Here is a 19429-nt window from a genome sequence, read left to right as displayed (position 1 = left end):
ATGAAGGGATTTTTTTATGCCTTTGGAGATTTTGTGGTTAGAGCTGTTTAAAAATTAGAGGAGGAAAAAATGAAAAATTTAACTTATTTTACATCTGAATTTGTATCACCTGGACACCCTGATAAGGTTGCAGACCAAATATCAGATGCTGTATTAGATGCATGTCTTAAGGATGACCCAAGCTCAAGAGTAGCATGTGAAGTGTTCTGTACTACAGGACAAGTTATTGTTGGTGGAGAAATTACTACTTCAACTTATATAGATGTTCAAGATATTGTAAGAAGTAAAATTGCTGAAATAGGATATTCTGAAGGAATGGGATTTGATGCAAACTGTGGAGTATTATCTGCAATTCATTCTCAATCACCAGATATCGCTATGGGAGTAGATACAGGTGGAGCAGGAGACCAGGGAATAATGTTTGGTGGAGCTGTAAGAGAAACTCCAGAACTTATGCCACTTGCACTTGTATTAGCAAGAGAAATCATTGTTAGACTTACAAGACTTACTAGAAGTAATGAACTTCTATGGGCTAGACCAGATGCAAAATCTCAAGTAACACTTGCTTATGATGAATTTGGAAGAATAGATCACGTTGATACAATAGTATTATCAGTACAACATAATCCTGATGTAACTCAAGAAGAGATTAAAAAGGATGTTATAGAGAAAGTTATAGTTCCTGTTCTAGAGGCGTATGACCTTGATCCAAGCAAAGTTAACAAGTACCATATCAATCCTACTGGTAGATTCGTAATCGGAGGTCCACATGGTGATACAGGCCTTACAGGAAGAAAAATAATAGTTGATACATATGGTGGATACTTTAGACATGGTGGAGGAGCTTTTTCTGGAAAAGATCCTTCAAAAGTAGACAGATCTGCTGCATATGCTGCTAGATGGGTAGCAAAAAACATAGTTGCTGCTGACCTTGCAGATAAATGTGAAGTACAATTATCTTATGCTATTGGTGTAGTAGAACCTACTTCAATAAAAGTAGATACATTTAAAACAGGAAGAGCTAGTGAAATTGATTTAGCTAAAGCTGTTGCAAAAGTATTTGATTTAAGTCCTAGAGGAATAGAAAAAGCTCTTGAATTAAGAAGTGGAAACTTTAAATATCAAGATCTTGCAGCATTTGGACATATAGGAAGAACAGATTTAGATCTTCCATGGGAAAAATGTAACAAAGTAGAAGCTTTAAAAGAAGTTTTAGAAGAGATGAATAAATAGTTTGATATAAAAGAGAAGTTTTAATTCTGGTTAAACAGTTTTAGAACTTCTTTTTCAATTAATATAAAATAAAAATATTTTTTCAAAAAAATCATTGACATTTCTTTCAAAAAAGTGTATCCTAGTTGGTAGATATTAATAGTTGGAGGCAGAAGATGAAAACGCTTATTTTTGGAATAACTGCACAATTTAATAATAATAATAATATGTCGAGATTTGGACTTTAAGTAGTATAGGTATTCTACTTGTGGTACAAATCCTTTTTGAGATTAAAACGATTTGTACCCGACATTGTAAGTAAAGCCATTCGGGTGCAACCGAATGGCTTTTTTATTAATAGCTAAGGTTTATAAAAATATTTTATTTATAGAGGAGTGAGATTAATGGAAAAAAAGTATGACTGCAAACTAGATCTTTTCGAAACAGAGGTGGCTATTAAAAAAGTAAAAGACTTTTTTGAAAGAGCTCTAGCTTATGAACTTAACCTAACAAGAGTTTCTGCACCACTATACGTAAGAAAGTCTTCTGGATTGAACGATGATCTAAGCGGTATGGAAAGACCTGTAAAGTTTGATACACACTGGGATGCAAAGGAAGAATATCAAATAGTTCATTCACTTGCTAAATGGAAAAGAATGGCTCTAAAAAGATATGAATTTCCTGTACACACTGGACTTTATACAGATATGAACGCAATCAGAAGAGATGAGGATTTAGATAATATCCACTCTATGTATGTTGACCAATGGGACTGGGAATTAGTAATTGACAAAGCTGAAAGAACAACTAAGACTTTACAAAAAATAGTAAAGAGAATCTATGATGCTTTAAGAAAAACAGAAGAGTATGTAAATAGAGAATATCCTGTATTTTCTAAAAAATTACCTGAGGATATATATTTTATTACATCACAGGAATTAGAAGATAGATATCCAGAACTTACAGCTAAAGAAAGAGAAAATGAAATCTGCAGAGAGTATAAAGCAGTATTTATATCTCAAATTGGTAAGACTTTAAAATCTGGAGAAAAACATGATGGAAGAGCTCCTGACTATGATGACTGGGAACTAAATGGAGATATTTTAGTATGGAACCCAATACTTGAGCAAGCTTTTGAATTATCATCAATGGGAATAAGAGTAAGTGAAGAAACTCTTGCCCTTCAATTAAAACTTGCAAATAGAGAAGATAGAAAAGAATTAAAATTCCATAAAGCTCTACTTGCTAAAGAACTTCCTTATACAGTTGGAGGAGGAATTGGACAATCAAGAATCTGTATGTTCTTCCTTGAAAAACTTCATATTGGAGAAGTTCAAGCATCTTGCTGGCCAGAAGAAATGGTTGAAGAATTTGCAAAAATAGGAGCAAAATTCCTATAGGATATATAATATGGAAAAATAAAAAAGCATCTAGGGGATCTCCAGATGCTTTTTCAGTTATAAAATGTTATTTGGGAAACGAACCATATAGTAACAAACCGTCGGTAGGGTTCCGACGGTTTGCTTTTAGTTCGTTATCTAATATATAAAATATCTTGGGGAAAGATTTATATGTATGTATAATACAATGTTTTTATGTCTTTTTTGTTACAGCGAAAAGAAAAAAATTATTCTTCGCTATTTTTTTTCTCAAAGCTAATTAAGATAGGAGACCCTTCAAAACCAAATGATTCTCTGAATTTATTCTCGACATATCTAGCATATGAGAAGTGAATCAATTCTGGGTAATTACAGAATAATACAAATTTTGGTGGGGCAACTGATACCTGTACAGCATAGTTGATTTTTACAACTCTTCCTTTTCTTGTAGGTGGGTTGTTCATCATAACTATCTCTTTTAAAACGCTGTTTAGGATACCAGTAGAAATTCTCTTATTGTATTCATCAAATATCTGACTAGAGATTTCTAAAAGTCTTGTAGTTCTTTGACCAGTAAGAGCTGAAACGAATTCTACAGGTGCATAGTTTAAGAATGGAAGTTCAGCTAAAAGGCTCTCTCTCATTTTTTCCATTGTATTTGTATTTTTATCTACAAGGTCCCATTTGTTAACTACAATGATAATAGGTTTTAACTCTTCAGCAGCTATACCTGCAATTCTTTTATCCTGCTCAGTAAGTCCTTCCTGTCCATCTAGCATAAGAAGGCATACATCTGCTCTTTTAATAGTTTTGATAGCTCTCAATACAGAGTAGTATTCAAGACTCTCTTCAACTTTAGATTTTCTTCTAATACCTGCAGTGTCAATAATCATATATTTTTGATCATCATACTCTATGATTGTATCTATAGCATCTCTTGTAGTACCAGCTATATCACTTACTATTGTTCTTTCTTCTCCAGCAAGTCTGTTAACTAGAGATGATTTTCCTGCATTTGGTTTACCAATAATAGCAAGTTTTAATACATCTTCTTCCTCTTCAGGGAAATCCATTTTTTCAATTAAACCTGTAACCATATCAAGCATGTCTCCAAGGTTTACTTTGTGTTCTCCTGAGATTCCAATCAGGTGTTCAAATCCTAAAGCCCAGAATTCATAGATATCTCCCTGCTGATCAAGGTAGTTATCAATTTTATTTACACATAAAATAACTGGTTTATTTTTCTTTCTAAGAATATATGCAACCTCTTCATCAAGAGGATTTACCCCACATTTTCCATCTACTACAAATAAAATAACATCTGCTTCATTCATAGCAACTTCAGCCTGTTCTTTTATTTTAGTCATCATAAATTCGTTGTTTCTAGGTTCAAGTCCACCTGTATCAACAACTACAAATTCAGTTCCATTCCATTCAGTTTCTCTATATAATCTATCTCTTGTTACTCCAGGAGCATCGTCAACAATTGCGATTTTATCTCCTACAAGATTATTGAATAAAGTTGATTTACCAACGTTTGGTCTTCCAACTATTGCAACAATAGGTTTCATTATATAACCTCCTATTTTTTTATTTTCTTTTAAATTTTCTTTTTCTATTTTGATTTTGTTCTCTTGGGATAACTATATCCTTTTGTTTTTGTTTTCTGTTATTATCTTTCTCTACAAAGAGTTTTTTACCAGTAAATGGATCAATCTCTGTGTAATACATAAGTGTTGAGTAAGTTGAAGGTGTAGGTGTAAATACCTGAACCTGTTCAGGACTTACTTTTAGCTCTCTTGAAGCAAATCGTTTAAGATCTAACATATCTTTTTCATCACAACCAGGATGAGCTGCAATTAGATAGTAAGTTAAAAATTGCTTCATACCTAATTTGTTATTTATTTGATAAAATCTATCTTTAAATTCTTTTAAAGGAGCTTTTCCCTGTTTACCCATAAGATTTAATACTTTATCTTCAGTGTGCTCTGGAGCTATTTTCATCTGTCCAGATACATGGTCACGAACAATCTCTTCAAGATATGCCTGTCCACATTTAGTATCACTTAGAATCATATCATATCTTATACCTGAAGCTATAAATATTTTTTTGATTTTATCTATTTTTTTCAGTTTATTTAATAGATCAATCTGCTTACGATGATTTATCTTAAGAGCAGGACATTTTTCAGGGTATAAACATCTTCTATCCTGACATGCACCAAGTTTTAATTTTTTTGTACATTCAATCTGGTACATATTGGCAGTAGGACCACCTACGTCAGCAATGTATCCTTTAAACTTTGGAGCACTAGCAAGTTCCTTTACCTCTTTAATTATAGAGTCTTCACTTCTTGAAATAACTGTTCTGCCCTGATGAATAGCAATTGCACAGAAATTACACTCTCCATAACATCCTCTGTGAGTTGTTACTGAGTTACGTATTGTATCCAGTGCTCTTACCTCACCCATTTTCTTATAATAAGGATGAACATCTCTCTCAAAATCCATAGAGTATATCTCATCTAGCTCTTCAGTTGTATAATTTTCAGTAGGAGGATTTTGAATTAAAAATCTATCTCCACATTGTTGATACAATCCCTTTGCTGTAATAGGATCACAGTTGTGATAGAATGTATTAAATGCCTGTATAAATTTATATTTATCACTTTTACACTCTTCAAATGATGGGAGTCTTAAATACCCATGTTTTTCTTCCTTACCTATATAACAGATTCCTCTTATATCTTCCCATGGCTTTCCATCTCTAAGGGCCTCAGCTAGGGCTAACATTGATTTCTCTCCCATACCATAGGATATGATGTCGGCTTTGGCATCAAAGACTATAGGACGTCTTAGAGAGTTGCTCCAGTAGTCATAATGAGTAATTCTTCTTAGACTTGATTCAATTCCACTTATTACTATTGGAATTGGACTTCCTTTAAAAAATCTTTTAATTAAATTTGTATACACGATAACTGCTCTGTCAGGACGCTTATTATTTTCTCCCCCTGGAGTAAAGTCATCACTTCTTCTTTTTTTCTTAGTAGCAGTATAGTTTGCCACCATAGAGTCAACGCATCCGCCAGATATTCCCCAGTATAGTTTTGGCTCACCAAGTCTTGTTATATCAATATCACTGTCCACGTCTGGTTGGGCAATAATTCCAACTTTAAATCCATGTTTATAAAGCCATTTTCCAACTATGGCTGTTCCATTATATGAGGTATCAATATATGTATCACCAGATACAAGTATGATGTCTAGCTGTTCCCAGCCTAATTTTTTTACCTCTTCCATCGTTGTAGGTAAAAACATAATATCACCTAATCTTTTTTCTAAATTTTCTTCTTTACTACAATATATTTTACCATAAAATGCGAAATCTTCCTAAAAATAAGAATAAATAAAAGGAAAAAATATTTTCTAAAAATTATAAAAATTCACAAAATATTCTATGGTAAGCAACGAAATAACCACGTTTCTCTTCTAAAAATAAAAAAGCTATGCTGATAAGAAGCATGGCCTTATTTTTTAAAATAATTTATTTAATGCTATCATAATATGATACTTTATCTTAGTAAAATTTGCAAGTAAAATAAAAAAAGTTTAAGCATTTTAAGGAAAATATTGTATAATGTAGTAAGGGAAGTTGCTGTATATTTTTATTTAATTGTGTGTTAATTAGTGATATAAGGGAGGTAGTTTATGGATTCGAGAGAAGACGTTATGGACTTACTTCACAGACGGTTTAGAAAAGAGTTAGGTTCTCAGGAAGAGGATGACATGGACATTACAGCAAAGGACCTCAATTGTGACGATTACGTTATTGATGGAAAGCTTATAATAAAGGATGGAGTTATAGTTTCTAACTCTAAAAAATAGAACATAAATAATCTTAAGGTTTGGAGATTGATGCGTACCCCTTTTACTGGACAAACAGTAAAGGGGGTATTTTTTTATTTAAAAGAAAAAAGAGCCAAAATTGAGCTCTCTTTCCCACAAGGTTTTAATATAGGTACATCTGTACCAAATAAATTATATCATCTACTGATTAAATAATGCAATAAAAAATTTAAATATAATTTTCTAAAAAAGAATTGATTTTTGAAAAAAAGTGTACTATAATTCGTGTGACATTAAAATGTAAAAGCAATGTTTTTATTAAAACATATTAAAATTATCAAATTATATTTAATTTTAACTTAAATATGTTTGATTTAGACTAAAATAACAGACTTAAATGAAGGACTTGCAAAAAATGTGAGTTCTTTTCAATTGTGATATTTTAAGTATATATTCATCATAATGAAAACGAGGATTAATGCTATGTTGTATTGTAAACTCGTGCATATATAGTAAAAAAAAATAGTGTAGATTAATTAAAATTCCTAATTTAAAATAATTCTTATAATATTTTTTGATGTTACTATTTAATTTTCATTTTACTGGATACATATCATTTAAAAAGTTTATGGGAGGTTTTGACAATTAAGAATTTTTTTATTTTTTTGATATTATTATTTACTATATCAGTTTCAGGTTTTGCCAGGAATATTCAAGTACAGGTAGATAAGCAGTTTCAACGTGTTCAACCAGAACCAGGTTTTGATAGTGCAGCAAGGGGAATTATCAGATTTATTATAGAAAATTATAACGATCAAGATAATTATAGTTATTTTGTTTTTGAGACCCATAATAATGATATAAGTTGCACTGGATGGTTGACTAGAGCTGAATTAAAAAATCCAAATAGTTTATATTTTGATTGGCAGAATCCTTACTGTTATTTTAGACATTACATAGGAGAGTGGGAACCAGTAACTGCGATAGAATTAGTATTGGATTGTACAATTAATTGGAATAGTAGAGAAACAGATGGTTCTAATCTTAGGTGTAAATTAGGTAAACTGGGAAATGGAGAAACAATCTATATTGGAGTGCCACAACCTGATATAGAACCACAAAAAAAACTTAAGGTTATAGTTGATAAAAATATGGACTTGGGAAAAACCTTTGCAGGAGGAACATTGAGCACAAGACTTGGAGGAACAGGAACACCTGCAGAAATAACTATAGAGAGCGAAGAGGGAAATAACTTCAAGGTACATATGCCCAAGAAAGTGACAATAAAAAATACTCAGAGGAATGAGCAGACTTTAGATGTTAATCTTGGATTTAGAAATGCAAGTGAAGATGGAAGATACTCACCTTCTAAACATAGAGATGGATTTGCTTTTACCCACTTTATAATAGATGGTGTATGTAGAACTAAACCTAATGAATATGGAAAATATGAGGGGAGTTTTATTGTGAGGGTGGAGTATACAGATGAGAATTAAATATATACTTATTGTAATAAGTTTTTTATCACTGTTTGTTACAGCCTCAGGAGTAGAAAATTATGAAACTTTTGATGAGTCCTATGCAGAGATAAGATGTGGACAGTTAAGAAACAGCTTTTTCCCAATGAGATATGATGGAGAAAATGAAAAAGTGTATATTGGGATTACTGCACTTTTTTATTTTTTAGAATTATATGATGTAGAGACAGATTTAGATAAATTGACTGTTAGTTATACAGTTAAGGGAGAAAAAAAGAAGATAAAACTTGATGAGAGAGAAGCTTTTATTTTAGATGATGAACTTTATGTTGAAATGGATAGCTTAAAGGAAAAATTTGATTTTAGAAACATAACTTTTGATTATTCCATGCTTACACTTAGTCTGATACCAAATTTTCTTTTGCCCAATGAAGAGAGAGTACAGGGAAAAATTGACAGATTAAGATTTGATGCCCAAAAAGATGAGGATACAAAAGATGATTATATAATTATGGGAAGAAAGGTCTTAACACCTGGTTTTGTAAAGTTGAATTATTACAGTTACGATTTTCCAAAATACGACAATCTTAGCTATGAATATGGAAATCAGTTTTTATATGGAAGTTTATATTTAAACGGAAATCTTAAAGATGGAGATATTGTAAATTATGGAAACCTTACATATGATGATATTTTGGGAGAAAATGACCTTGTTCTTGGAAATATCTATATGGATAAACCACATTTTATAAATGCAAGTGGTGATGTAATAGGGATAAGTCTGAACAATGAGAGGACATATTTCTTTCGTGATAGTGGAATGACAATAATAAAAGGGGAAGCAGAGGGAGCAGAAACAGTGGAACTTTATACTGGTTCATTCCTCCTTGACTATATCCACCCTACAAGTAAAACTTTTGAATTTAAGATATCAGATGGAAGTATGTCTGACAGTTATATTATGAAGATATATTACGCTGATGGAAAGTATGAAGAGAGAAAAGTATTTTCTATAAATGACCTGAACATTCTTCAAAAGGGAAAAAATAAGATAAATATGCAGATTGGAAAAGAGAGTAAAACAGGTCATGAGCAGGGAAATTTTGTTTTATATTATGGATTGACAGATAATCTTACAGCAGGAGTTGGATATGGAATGTTAACATCTCCTTCTGGTAAAAAATTTGATTTTTTTAGAAATAAAATTCTGTATAACAGCAGACATAAAATTGCACCAACACTTATAGAATTTAAAAATTATTATGAAATGAACTCTAATGAGAATAACTATAATATAACATTGACTCAGAAGTATAAGAAAATGCAGATGAAGTTAGCACATGAAAAATATTCTGAGTATATATACAATGAAAATTCAATTAAAGAATATAATTCACTTTCTCTTGGAAGAACTTTCAATAGAAATTATCTTGAAGTTGGACTGGAAGAAAAGTATTATTTAAAATATAGGAAAAATAGAAGGAAAAATATGTATATTTATTGGAACAGCTACAGTTTTAATCCTTTCTACCTCTCAGTTAAGTTTGAAAAAAGTTTAGAAGAGGAAAGTAATGAGTATGGAGTATATCCTACTATTTCATACTATGGATTTTTTACTACAATTCTAGAAGGTGGATTTGAAAAAGATAAAAGAGGAAAATGGAAAGATTATTATAGTTTAAAGCTTGATAAAAGGGATGTAAAGATAATTCAGGATAAACTTTATGGAGATATTGGAATATTTGTAAGATATTCTCCATGCAGAGATACGGAAAAAATGAGATATGGAATAAGTTTCAGTGTTAAATTTGATGACTTTATATATATGAGAACAACTACTGATACAAGAAAAAGTCAGAATTCAAAATCTGAAACAATAACTGGTTTGGAAGTAACAAAAGTATTTGATTTGGGAAATCCTACAGCACAGTATGACAACCGTTCATCAGTTACAAATGCGTCTATTCATGGGAAAATATATCTGGATAAAAACTCAAATGATATATTTGATGAGGGAGATATTCCTATTGAAGGAGCATGTGTATTAATTGATGGAAGTAAATTTTACAGCAATGAAAATGGAGATTATATAGCAAATGGTATTGCTACTCCAACAGTGGTGTCTTTGGAAGTAGATAGAAAAACAATAGACCCTATGTATAAGTCAAATTTTAGCAAGATTAGAATTAAAACCTTACCATCAACAAAAATGGCTTTAGATATACCATTGGATATTATCTCAATAATATCTGGAAATATATATAATAAACTTGATGTTCCAGAAAATAAATTCAGCAGAAAACTCTCTCTTGTAAGTATTGAACTGGTAAAAGATGGAAAAATAGTAGATGAGACAAAACCTGAATTTGATGGAATGTATTTCTTTGAAGATGTATTACCTGGAAGATACAAAATAAGATTTATATATTTTGGGCCAGAGGATATTGAATTTTCTGAGAAAGAACTTGAGATAGATGTTGATACAACAGGTGGAGACACAGGTGAATATTTTGAAGGTTATGATGTAGATATGTTTTTAGATTCAGGAGGAAAAGATTGCGAAAATTAGTTTTGCTGATATTTTTGTTTTTTATAGGGATTAGAAGTTATTCACTTAACTTTTCAGTGTCCCCTGTAAAATTTAAAATTGATATGGAAAAGACCAGAACCTACTCTCTTGAAGTTACCAATAATACAGGAAAACCTTTGAGATTAATGGCATATTTTGAAAGTGAAGAGGGATATAAAGCTCTCTCTGAAAATATAGTCATTTTTCCTAAAAAGATTTCAATAAAACCTGGAGGAAAGAAAGAACTCAGATTTACAGTAAGAAAACTTGATAAATTAGAAAAAGGAAAATATAAGAATCTATTTGTTTTAAGAGAGGTTGTTCCAAAAAATGGAGCAAATATAGATAATGGGAATAAAGATTTAATCTTTAATCTAAATATAATAACAGAGATAGCACTACCGTTATACGGAGTGAAAAATTAAGGAGGAAGAATTTACAAATGAAAAAAACAATGTTAGCTGTATGTTTTATGGCTATGGCACTAACAGCAGTAGGAGCAGAAAATACTAATAGTGAACAAACTGCAGAGGTGAAAGTTACAGCTACAGTAGTAGAACCTTTAGAACTTACAACAAAAGAAGTTAAATTTGGTAAAGTTGCAAAAGGATCTAAAAAAAATGCACCAATAGAAAATGGAGAAATCGTAATCAAAGGTCAAGCTAGTGAAAAGGTAAAAATTCAATTTGCTGATGGAATGACAGAGGATTGGAAAGATACTATAAGTGGACTTACAGTAGCATTAAAATCGAAAACAAATTCAAATTCAACAACATTAACTTATAGTCCAGAATTGGATCTAAAATTAAGCCAACCACTAGCTTTAGAAAGTGGAGAGAAAAAAATGACATTAAAAGGTAATCTACTTGTGCCAGAAAATGCAGAATCTGGAGATTATGAAGGAACTTTAAAAGTAAAAGTATGGTATGAATAGGAGAAACATATGAAAAAAATAGTATTAATCTTATTATTAATTATCTCAACTGTATCATTGTCACTTGATTTCTCAATCTATCCAACAAGATTTGAGTTTGATCTGAGTAAGATGAACACAGAGGAGCTATTCATAGTAAATAATACTACTGTTCCTTTGAGAATAGAGATTTTTCCAGAAGTTGATAAGAATTTTGGAGAGGAATATAACCTTAATGACAATATAAAAATATTTCCCAAGAAGGTATCAGTAAAACCTGGAGGAAAACAGATAGTGAGATTCAGAGTTACTCCTAAAAAAGAGGATGGAGAGTTTAAAAGTTACATTACCTTTAAGGAGCAGGAGAAGAAAACCACAACATCTGAAAGTTCTTCAGATGCCATCTCATCTAATATAGGGATACTTGCAGAGATATCAATACCTGTATATGGAATGGGAAACAATGTAAATGTTTCAGGAGAGATAACAAAATTAAACTACTTTAAAAGGGGAAATAGCTTGCAGATGGATGCAACAGTTGTTTCAAAAGGAAATAGTGCATTAAAACTAAGTTATAGCCTTGAGGATAGAGCTACTGGAAAGGTATATCAAGGTAAGCTTGGAAACTCTTCAAGAACAGGAGAGTCTCTTGTAAGTGCAGCAGTATATCTTGAAAATAAAAATATGCACAGTGCACTTTTAACTATAAGAGATGAAACAGGAAAAGTTTATTACAAGAAAGATATTTCCATATAATAAAAAACGCAGTCATCGACTGCGTTTTTCTTATTCTCAATTATTATATTATTTTTTCTTAGCATATTTGATAGCGTCAAATGCAACTGCTCCAACTATGATTACACCTTTGATGATATATTGCCAGTAAGGGTTAACTCCAACATAAGTTAGTCCATAGTTAATAACTGTTAAAATGATAACTCCAGTTACAACTCCTGATATCTTACCAACACCACCATAGAATGAAACTCCACCGATAACGCATGCTGCGATAGCGTCCATTTCATACATGAATCCTAAGTTGTTAGTAGCTGATCCAATACGTCCTGCTTCTAGGAAACCACCAAATGCATAGAAGATACCTGATAGAGCATATAGTTCTACAAGAGTTAGAGTTACGTTAACTCCAGATACTTTAGCAGCTTCTATATTTCCTCCAACAGCAAATACGTTTTTACCAAATTTTGTTTTATTCCACAATATCCACATGATTATAGTAGCTATTAATGAATAGATAATCAAATATGGAAGAGTGAAATCTCCAATTTGGAAATATCCTTGAGCAAATGATGAGTACTTAGGATCAAATCCAGAGATAGGTGAACCACCAGCAAAGTCATAATACAATGAGTTAATACCATATACCGCAGTCATACTTCCCAATGTAGCAATGAATGGGTGAACATTAAGTTTTGCAACAACGATACCGTTGACAGCACCTATAATCATACCAACAAACATAACTACAAGTATTGCACCTATAATTGGAAAATCCTGAATTGAAGGATAAACCTTATGAGCAGTAGTAGCTGCTTGAAGAAGTGATGCAGAGATAACAGCAGCAAATCCAACTTGTCTACCAGCTGACAGGTCTGTACCTGTTGTAACGATAAGTCCAGCAATTCCAAGTGCTATTATAAGTCTAACTGAAGATTGAGTTAAAATGTTTTTAAAGTTTCTTATACTAAGGAATGAAGGTTCCTTAATAATAATTAACACAAGCATTATAAATAAAACAAGATACAATCCGCTTTCTATAAAAAGTTTCTTAAAATCAATATTTCCATCTTTTGTACGTAGGGCCATAATTTTATCTCCTCTTTTTAATAATTAAATTTTATAGGTATTTAGCTGATAAAGCCATAATTTCTTCCTGATTTGTTTCAGAAGTTTTAACTATTCCAGCTACTCTACCATTACTCATTACTAATATTCTGTCAGTTACTCCTAACAGTTCAGGCATTTCAGAAGAAACCATGATAATACCTTTTCCTTTTTTAGCCAAATCAATCATAAGTTGATATATTTCATACTTAGCAAGTACGTCTATACCTCTTGTAGGTTCATCAAGCATAAGAATTTCAGGTTCAGTAAGAAGCCATCTACCTAAAATAACTTTTTGTTGGTTACCTCCTGATAAAGAACCGATTGTTGTTCTTTGTGAAGGAGTTTTAACGTGCATACTGTCAATTACCCATTGAGTGTCTGTTTTCAAACTTTTATTGCTAAGTAGAGAGAATTTACTCTTCTTATAGTGATCAAGGTTTGATATTGTAGAGTTAAAACAGATATTTAATACGCTGTAGATACCAGTTGCTCTACGTTCCTCTGTAACTAATGAGAATCCATTTTTGATTGCTTCATTAGGTGTATTGTTTTTAACCTCATTACCATGTATAAATATTCTTCCGCTTTCCTTTTCTCTAATTCCAAAAAGAGTTTCAACTATGTCAGTTCTCTTTGCTCCAACTAGTCCTGCTACACCAAGAATTTCACCTTTATGTAGTTCAAATGATATGTCTTTAATCGAAGGTTGATTTTTAGCTGTAAGTCCTTCAACCTTTAGAATCATTTCTTCAACTTTATTGTCTTTAGGTGGGAAACGATTTGTAAGGTCTCTACCAACCATCATACTGATGATTTGGTCAGTTGTAAGATCTGCAACTGATTTAGTTCCAATCCATTTACCGTCTCTTAGAATAGTTATATCATCAGAAATCATTTTGATCTCTTCCATTTTGTGAGAAATATAAACTATTCCACAACCTTTTTCTCTAAGTTTTCTGATTATTGTAAATAGATGTTCAACCTCTTTTTCAGTTAACGAAGAAGTAGGCTCATCCATTATTATTATTTTTGAATTGTATGAAACAGCTTTAGCAATCTCTACCATCTGTCTTGCAGAAACTGGTAGATCCCCCATTTTAGAACGAGGGTCAACATTGATACCTAAATCATTAAATATCTTTTTAGTATCTTCATACATTTTCTTTTCATCTATAAAAAGTCCTTTTTTCGGATATCTTCCAAGCCAAATGTTATCGAGAACATTTCTTTGTAAAACCTGATTCAATTCTTGGTGAACCATTGATACTCCATTTTCAAGTGCTTCTTTAGAAGATTTAAAATTTATGGGTTTTCCTTCAAATAAAATTTCTCCAGAATCTTTTTCATATATTCCAAAGAGACATTTCATCAGAGTTGATTTTCCAGCTCCGTTTTCTCCCATAAGTGCATGAACTGAATGTGGTCTGACTTTTAAAGTTGCTCCATCCAATGCTTTTACACCTGGAAATTCCTTACATATGTTATTCATTTCCAGTAAATATTTGCAGTTTTCCATGACAGTCTCCTTCTTTTATAAAAAGGGAATTGTCTGCACAACTCCCCTTCTATCACATATAATAAAATAATTATAAACTTAAATTATTTGTCGAATTGATCAACGTTATCTTTGTCAATTCCAATACTAGGAATTAATAATTCTTTATTGTCTAGTTTGAAATCTGTTCCAGCTGTAGGGTCTTTACCTTCTGCTAAGTTAACTACCATATCCCAAGTTCCTACACCTTGACCTTTAGCGTCGTTAAGAACAGTTCCTGCCATTTCTCCATCTTTAATTTTAACTAATGCTTCTGGAAGAGCGTCAACACCAAATACTGGAAGTTTCTTACCAGCAGCTTTTAAAGCTTCTATAGCACCAAATGCCATACTGTCGTTGTTACAGATAACAACTTCAATTTTATCTCCTATAGGAGATGATAACCATGCATCCATTTTGTCTTTTGCTGCTGCAGTATCCCACATAGCAGCATCTAGAGCTAATTGCTCAGTAGGGATTCCATTGTCATTTAAAGTTTTTACTGAATAAATAGTTCTTGCTTCAGCGTCTGGGTGTCCTGGTTCTCCTTTAATCATAACATATTGGATAACTCCGTCTTTGTTAAGGTCTAAATCAGGATTTGCTTTCCAAGCTTTCATAATTAATTCACCTTGAGCAACTCCTTGAGCGTTAGGGTCGATACCAACATAATATGCTTTGTCATAAGCATCAAGAACTGATCTTGCAGGTTTCTTGTTGTAGAATACTAATGGTACTCCTTCAGCTTTGATTTTTTTCATAACAGTTTCACCAGCTGCTGGGTCAACTAAGTTGATAGCAAGTCCATCTACACCTTTAGATAGCATTGCATCGATTTGGTCGTTTTGGATTTGTTGAGCGTTTTGTGAGTCGTTCATAGTAAGATTAACTTTGTCTTTCATCTTGTCAGCTTCTTCTTGAACTACTTTTCTGAAAAGTGCGATAAAGTTGTCATCATACTTGTAAGCAGTAAATCCAATGTTTAGTTTTTTTTGTTCAGGTGCTGCAGATTTTGCTTGTTCAGCAGGTTTGTCTCCACATCCAGCTAAACCAGCTGCTAATAATAATGCTCCTAAAAAAAGTCCTGTTTTTTTCATATTCTCATTCCCTCCTAAAGAATATATGTTTGATATACGAACTAATAAATTTGTTTCAAAAAAATTGGTTTTTTTATTAACCATCCTTATAATAATGATAATATTTTATTTAATATTTGTCAATACTTTGTAATAAAAAAATTACTGAAAAATTGATTAATTGAAAAAAAATTTCAAATTATAGGAATAATCCTATAGAACCCTTTATACCAGCTTGATTTCCTAATACTCCCTGTACAAATTTTATATCTTTTGTAACTACTGCAAGAGCATATTTAGGTAATTTTTCTTTAAGTGGATTCATTAAAATGTCCCCAGCAAGTGCAACTCCCCCACTTAAAACTACAATTTCAGGGTTGATTATATTTAAAATATTTCCGATTCCCATTGCAAGATATTCAGCTTCATAATCAACTAAGTCAAGTGAAAACTGATCCCCCTCTTTAGCTGCATCAAATATATCTTTTGCTTCTAAAGAATCAATTTTACCTTCAATTAAAGTGTATAGAAGATTATTTTTATTTACCAGAAGACGTGAAGTTGCTTCTCTTATAAGACCAGTTGCTGATGCATATGCTTCAAAACATCCTTTTTGACCGCAACCACAAAGTCTACCATCTTTTACAAGCTTCATATGTCCAACTTCTCCACCAGCTCCGTTGAAACCAGAAATTAGACGTCCATCGATATAGATTCCTCCACCGATACCAGTTCCTAAAGCGATAGTAACACTTGCACGACTTCCTTTAGCTGCACCAAATTTAGCTTCTCCCAGCGCAATGATATTTACGTCGTTATCAAGTTTTGTTTCAATACCTGATATTTTTTCCATCATAGCTTTGATGTTTACATTTTCTCCCCAAGGAAAATTTGCAAAAAATGCTACGATACTTTGATCGATAACTGGTCCAGGAATTCCAATTCCTATACCTTTAATATTCCCTAAATTTATGTTTCCTTTTTGTGCTAACTCTTTAACAGAATCCCAAATTCTTTGTAAAGTTTTTTCTGCTCCGTTAGCTGACAGTGTTTTAATAAAAGTACTTTCATAGATATTCCCTTCTATATCAAGAATTCCAATTTTAGTATTAGTACCTCCTAAATCAATACCCACATAGTAATGCATACTGACATACCTCCCTTAATTATACTCTAATTAGATTATACTACAAAAGTTGCTATTACAGAATAAAATTATAAGAAATATGTTTTTTTAGATAGTAGAAAGATAAAAATTATTGTGGTATAATCAAGAGAAATCAAAATAATTAGGAGGACAAAATGAAAAGAAGTTTATCTGGTATTCAGTCTAGTGGAATACTACACTTAGGGAATTATTTTGGAGCGATAAAACAATTTGTAGATAATCAAAAAAGTGGAGAATATGACTGTTTTTACTTTATTGCCGATTATCATTCATTAACATCTTTACCAGATCCAAAATCAGTTACTGAAAATACATATAATATAGTATTGGATTATTTAGCTTTAGGACTTGATCCTAAAAAATCAACAATATTTTTACAGTCAGATGTGCCTGAACACACTGAACTTTCATGGCTTTTATCTAACGTTACTCCAGTTGGGCTATTAGAAAGAGGACACTCATATAAGGATAAAATTGCAAAAGGAATTTCTCCTAACACAGGACTTTTAACTTATCCAGTACTTATGGCAGCAGATATATTGATGTATGATACAGATATAGTGCCAGTTGGAAAAGATCAGAAGCAGCATCTTGAATTTGCAAGAGATATAGCTATGAAATTTAACCAGCAATATGGAGTTGACCTGTTTAAACTTCCAGAACCTTTAATTTTAGATGATTCAGCAATTGTACCAGGAACAGATGGACAAAAAATGAGTAAATCATATGGTAATACTATAAATATGTTTGCAAGTAAAAAAGAACTGAAAAAGCAGGTTATGAGTATTGTTACAGATTCAACACCTCTTGAAGAGCCAAAAGATCCAGACAACAACGTAGCAAAACTTTATGCACTTTTTGCAACTATTGAAAAACAAAATGAAATGAAAGAAAAATTCCTGGCTGGAAATTATGGATATGGGCATGCTAAAACAGAAGTATTAAATGCAATACTTGAATACTTTGGAGAAGCAAGAGAAAAGAGAGAAGAGCTTATTAAACACCCTGATTACATAAAAGATGTATTATTTGAAGGTGGAAAGAAAGCAAGAGCTATAGCACAGGAAAAAGTAATGAAAGCAAAAGAAGCAGTTGGATTAGTAGGAAATCTTTATAAATATATGAAATAATTGCAATAAAAATGACATCTTCAAGATGTCATTTTTTTATTAAAATCTATAAAAAATAAAAAATAATAAAAAAATCAAGCAAAATTTATAAAAGTGGGCTATAATAGAGGTTGAGGGATGATGCCTAGATATGGTATAATGAAGATATAAAATTTTTTCTAATTATTTTAAAGGAAATTTAACTACTAGAGTTAAATATAAAGTATAGGGAGTAAAAAAGAAATAAAAACATTTTAAAATCATTCAAAAGATATTTAATTAAGACAATTTATATGGTTTTAAAAGTTAAAATTTTTTTTATATACTGCTTTAATAGTTGAAAAATTATTGTATTCGTGATAAAATTGTGAAAAAATAGAGAACATTTTTTTGGTGAAAAAAAAGAAAGTTTTAAAAAGTCAAAACAAGTATAAAAATGGAGACCAATATCCCCATAACGAATAAAAGGAGGACATTATGAAGAAAGTTTTAGTGGTGCTTTTTGCAACATTGTTGGTATCTCAGGTTTATGCTTCACAGGACATCATGGCAGAATTTCAAGATTTAGATGCACAATACCAACAGTTAGTAAATGAAGAAAATGCAAGATTTGAAGAAGAAAAAGTAAACTGTCAGCTAGCTGAACAAAAAATTGTGCAGTTAAATGAAGCTATAGCTACAGTTAAAGAAAAAATTGCTGATGCAAGTATCGAGAGGGAAAGTAGATATTTTAAAGATGATTTTGATGCCTTAACTAAAAAATACAAAGAGTATTTAGGTAAACTTGAGCAGTCACTTGCAGTAAATGAAGGAATCGTTGCAGATTTCCAAAAGATAAGTGCTGTTAGAGGAAACCAAAATTAAGGTTAACTTAGGAGGGAATATGAGAAAAAAATTATATATTGCGGGAATGTTAATTTTAGCAGCAGCAATGACAGGATGTTCAGGAGCTACACCAACAGTTGAGTATAAACCAGGGACTATAGATGATCCTATAAAATTAATGGAAGTTAAAAGAGAGTATTATAAACAACAGGAAATAGCAAAGAAAAAAGCTGAAGAAGAAGCTAAAAAAGCTGATGAAAAGGCAAAAATTGAAGAACAAAAAAGATTAGAAGCTGAAAAACAAGCTAAAATTGAAGCTGAAAAGAAAGCTGAAGAAGAAAGATTAAGAAACATGACTCCAGAAGAAAAATTAAAATATAAAATGGAGAGTGCAATGAAACAGGTTCAAGAGATGAACGAAATTGTTGACAAAGCAAGAGCAGAAGAGATTGAAAATACTAAATCTTTGGAACAC

Annotated in this window: 17 protein-coding genes; 11 read left to right on the top strand and 6 right to left on the bottom strand. The window is 31.5% G+C overall.

Annotation, left to right across the window (positions count from 1 at the left end; genetic code table 11):
* Window positions 1–69: 69 nt before the first annotated feature.
* Window positions 70–1233: a methionine adenosyltransferase gene (gene metK, locus IX290_RS00465; protein WP_211491258.1), complete on the top strand. Its 1164-nt coding sequence runs from the start codon at window positions 70–72 to the stop codon at window positions 1231–1233.
* A 383-nt stretch (window positions 1234–1616) separates the two neighbouring features.
* Window positions 1617–2612, top strand: a complete 996-nt coding sequence (asnA, locus tag IX290_RS00460) for an aspartate--ammonia ligase (protein WP_211491257.1) — start codon at window positions 1617–1619, stop codon at window positions 2610–2612.
* Window positions 2613–2839: 227 nt separating this feature from the next.
* Here asnA and der read toward each other — a convergent pair whose 3' ends face one another.
* A complete protein-coding gene (der, locus tag IX290_RS00455) occupies window positions 2840–4162 on the bottom strand; it encodes a ribosome biogenesis GTPase Der (protein ID WP_211491256.1) in 1323 nt (440 codons plus the stop codon).
* 19 nt (window positions 4163–4181) lie between these two features.
* Window positions 4182–5912 carry a YgiQ family radical SAM protein gene (locus IX290_RS00450; protein ID WP_211491304.1) on the bottom strand — a complete coding sequence of 577 codons (1731 nt, stop codon included), beginning with the start codon at window positions 5910–5912 and terminating at the stop codon, window positions 4182–4184.
* Window positions 5913–6299: 387 nt separating this feature from the next.
* On the opposite strand from IX290_RS00450, the gene IX290_RS00445 reads away from it, so the two are divergent.
* The 6 genes from IX290_RS00445 to IX290_RS00420 all read left to right on the top strand — a co-directional run bounded on the left by IX290_RS00445 (window position 6300) and on the right by IX290_RS00420 (window position 12153).
* Entirely contained in the window at window positions 6300–6476 is a 177-nt protein-coding gene (locus IX290_RS00445; protein ID WP_211491255.1) for a hypothetical protein, read from the top strand.
* Window positions 6477–7102: 626 nt separating this feature from the next.
* A complete protein-coding gene (locus tag IX290_RS00440; protein ID WP_211491254.1) occupies window positions 7103–7933 on the top strand; it encodes a DUF4402 domain-containing protein in 831 nt (276 codons plus the stop codon).
* Window positions 7923–10484 carry a hypothetical protein gene (locus IX290_RS00435; RefSeq protein ID WP_211491253.1) on the top strand — a complete coding sequence of 854 codons (2562 nt, stop codon included), beginning with the start codon at window positions 7923–7925 and terminating at the stop codon, window positions 10482–10484. Before IX290_RS00440 ends, IX290_RS00435 begins: the two co-directional genes overlap by 11 nt.
* Window positions 10472–10909, top strand: coding sequence for a hypothetical protein (locus tag IX290_RS00430; RefSeq protein WP_211491252.1), 438 nt, complete (start codon window positions 10472–10474; stop codon window positions 10907–10909). The genes IX290_RS00435 and IX290_RS00430 overlap by 13 nt, the downstream gene beginning before the upstream one ends.
* Window positions 10910–10926: 17 nt before the next feature.
* Window positions 10927–11418: a hypothetical protein gene (locus tag IX290_RS00425; protein ID WP_211491251.1), complete on the top strand. Its 492-nt coding sequence runs from the start codon at window positions 10927–10929 to the stop codon at window positions 11416–11418.
* Between the two features lie 9 nt (window positions 11419–11427).
* A complete protein-coding gene (locus IX290_RS00420; RefSeq protein WP_211491250.1) occupies window positions 11428–12153 on the top strand; it encodes a molecular chaperone in 726 nt (241 codons plus the stop codon).
* Window positions 12154–12201: 48 nt separating this feature from the next.
* Here the strand turns inward: IX290_RS00420 and mglC are convergent, their stop codons facing one another.
* The 4 genes from mglC to IX290_RS00400 form a co-directional block, all read right to left on the bottom strand.
* Window positions 12202–13221, bottom strand: coding sequence for a galactose/methyl galactoside ABC transporter permease MglC (gene mglC / locus IX290_RS00415; protein ID WP_211491249.1), 1020 nt, complete (start codon window positions 13219–13221; stop codon window positions 12202–12204).
* Between the two features lie 31 nt (window positions 13222–13252).
* Window positions 13253–14758 (bottom strand): galactose/methyl galactoside ABC transporter ATP-binding protein MglA, encoded by a 1506-nt coding sequence (gene mglA, locus IX290_RS00410; RefSeq protein WP_211491248.1) that lies wholly within the window; start codon window positions 14756–14758, stop codon window positions 13253–13255.
* Between the two features lie 83 nt (window positions 14759–14841).
* A complete protein-coding gene (mglB, locus tag IX290_RS00405; RefSeq protein WP_211491247.1) occupies window positions 14842–15873 on the bottom strand; it encodes a galactose/glucose ABC transporter substrate-binding protein MglB in 1032 nt (343 codons plus the stop codon).
* Between the two features lie 178 nt (window positions 15874–16051).
* Entirely contained in the window at window positions 16052–16999 is a 948-nt protein-coding gene (locus IX290_RS00400) for an ROK family protein (RefSeq protein WP_211491246.1), read from the bottom strand.
* Window positions 17000–17154: 155 nt separating this feature from the next.
* Here IX290_RS00400 and trpS point away from each other — a divergent pair, with 155 nt between their 5' ends.
* The 3 genes from trpS to IX290_RS00385 form a co-directional block, all read left to right on the top strand.
* Window positions 17155–18150: a tryptophan--tRNA ligase gene (gene trpS, locus IX290_RS00395; RefSeq protein ID WP_211491245.1), complete on the top strand. Its 996-nt coding sequence runs from the start codon at window positions 17155–17157 to the stop codon at window positions 18148–18150.
* Between the two features lie 456 nt (window positions 18151–18606).
* Window positions 18607–18993, top strand: a complete 387-nt coding sequence (locus tag IX290_RS00390; RefSeq protein ID WP_211491244.1) for an adhesion protein FadA — start codon at window positions 18607–18609, stop codon at window positions 18991–18993.
* 19 nt (window positions 18994–19012) lie between these two features.
* On the top strand, window positions 19013–19429 hold a 417-nt coding region (locus IX290_RS00385; protein WP_211491243.1), incomplete at its 3' end, for a hypothetical protein.

Origin of the sequence: Fusobacterium sp. DD2 (assembly GCF_018205345.1) — a bacterium.
Taxonomy (GTDB): domain Bacteria; phylum Fusobacteriota; class Fusobacteriia; order Fusobacteriales; family Fusobacteriaceae; genus Fusobacterium_A.
The sequence above is the reverse complement of the archived record's forward strand: the minus strand, read 5'-3'. Positions and strand labels throughout refer to the sequence as shown.

Bases quoted from the DNA above. Each gene is read 5' to 3' on its own strand.
- mglB (WP_211491247.1), bottom strand. From the start codon at position 15,873: ATGAAAAAAACAGGACTTTTTTTAGGAGCATTATTATTAGCAGCTGGT.
- mglA (WP_211491248.1), bottom strand. From the start codon at position 14,758: ATGGAAAACTGCAAATATTTACTGGAAATGAATAACATATGTAAGGAA.
- IX290_RS00445 (WP_211491255.1), top strand. From the start codon at position 6,300: ATGGATTCGAGAGAAGACGTTATGGACTTACTTCACAGACGGTTTAGA.
- der (WP_211491256.1), bottom strand. From the start codon at position 4,162: ATGAAACCTATTGTTGCAATAGTTGGAAGACCAAACGTTGGTAAATCA.
- IX290_RS00390 (WP_211491244.1), top strand. From the start codon at position 18,607: ATGAAGAAAGTTTTAGTGGTGCTTTTTGCAACATTGTTGGTATCTCAG.
- IX290_RS00420 (WP_211491250.1), top strand. From the start codon at position 11,428: ATGAAAAAAATAGTATTAATCTTATTATTAATTATCTCAACTGTATCA.
- IX290_RS00400 (WP_211491246.1), bottom strand. From the start codon at position 16,999: ATGCATTACTATGTGGGTATTGATTTAGGAGGTACTAATACTAAAATT.
- mglC (WP_211491249.1), bottom strand. From the start codon at position 13,221: ATGGCCCTACGTACAAAAGATGGAAATATTGATTTTAAGAAACTTTTT.
- IX290_RS00425 (WP_211491251.1), top strand. From the start codon at position 10,927: ATGAAAAAAACAATGTTAGCTGTATGTTTTATGGCTATGGCACTAACA.
- metK (WP_211491258.1), top strand. From the start codon at position 70: ATGAAAAATTTAACTTATTTTACATCTGAATTTGTATCACCTGGACAC.
- asnA (WP_211491257.1), top strand. From the start codon at position 1,617: ATGGAAAAAAAGTATGACTGCAAACTAGATCTTTTCGAAACAGAGGTG.
- IX290_RS00435 (WP_211491253.1), top strand. From the start codon at position 7,923: ATGAGAATTAAATATATACTTATTGTAATAAGTTTTTTATCACTGTTT.
- trpS (WP_211491245.1), top strand. From the start codon at position 17,155: ATGAAAAGAAGTTTATCTGGTATTCAGTCTAGTGGAATACTACACTTA.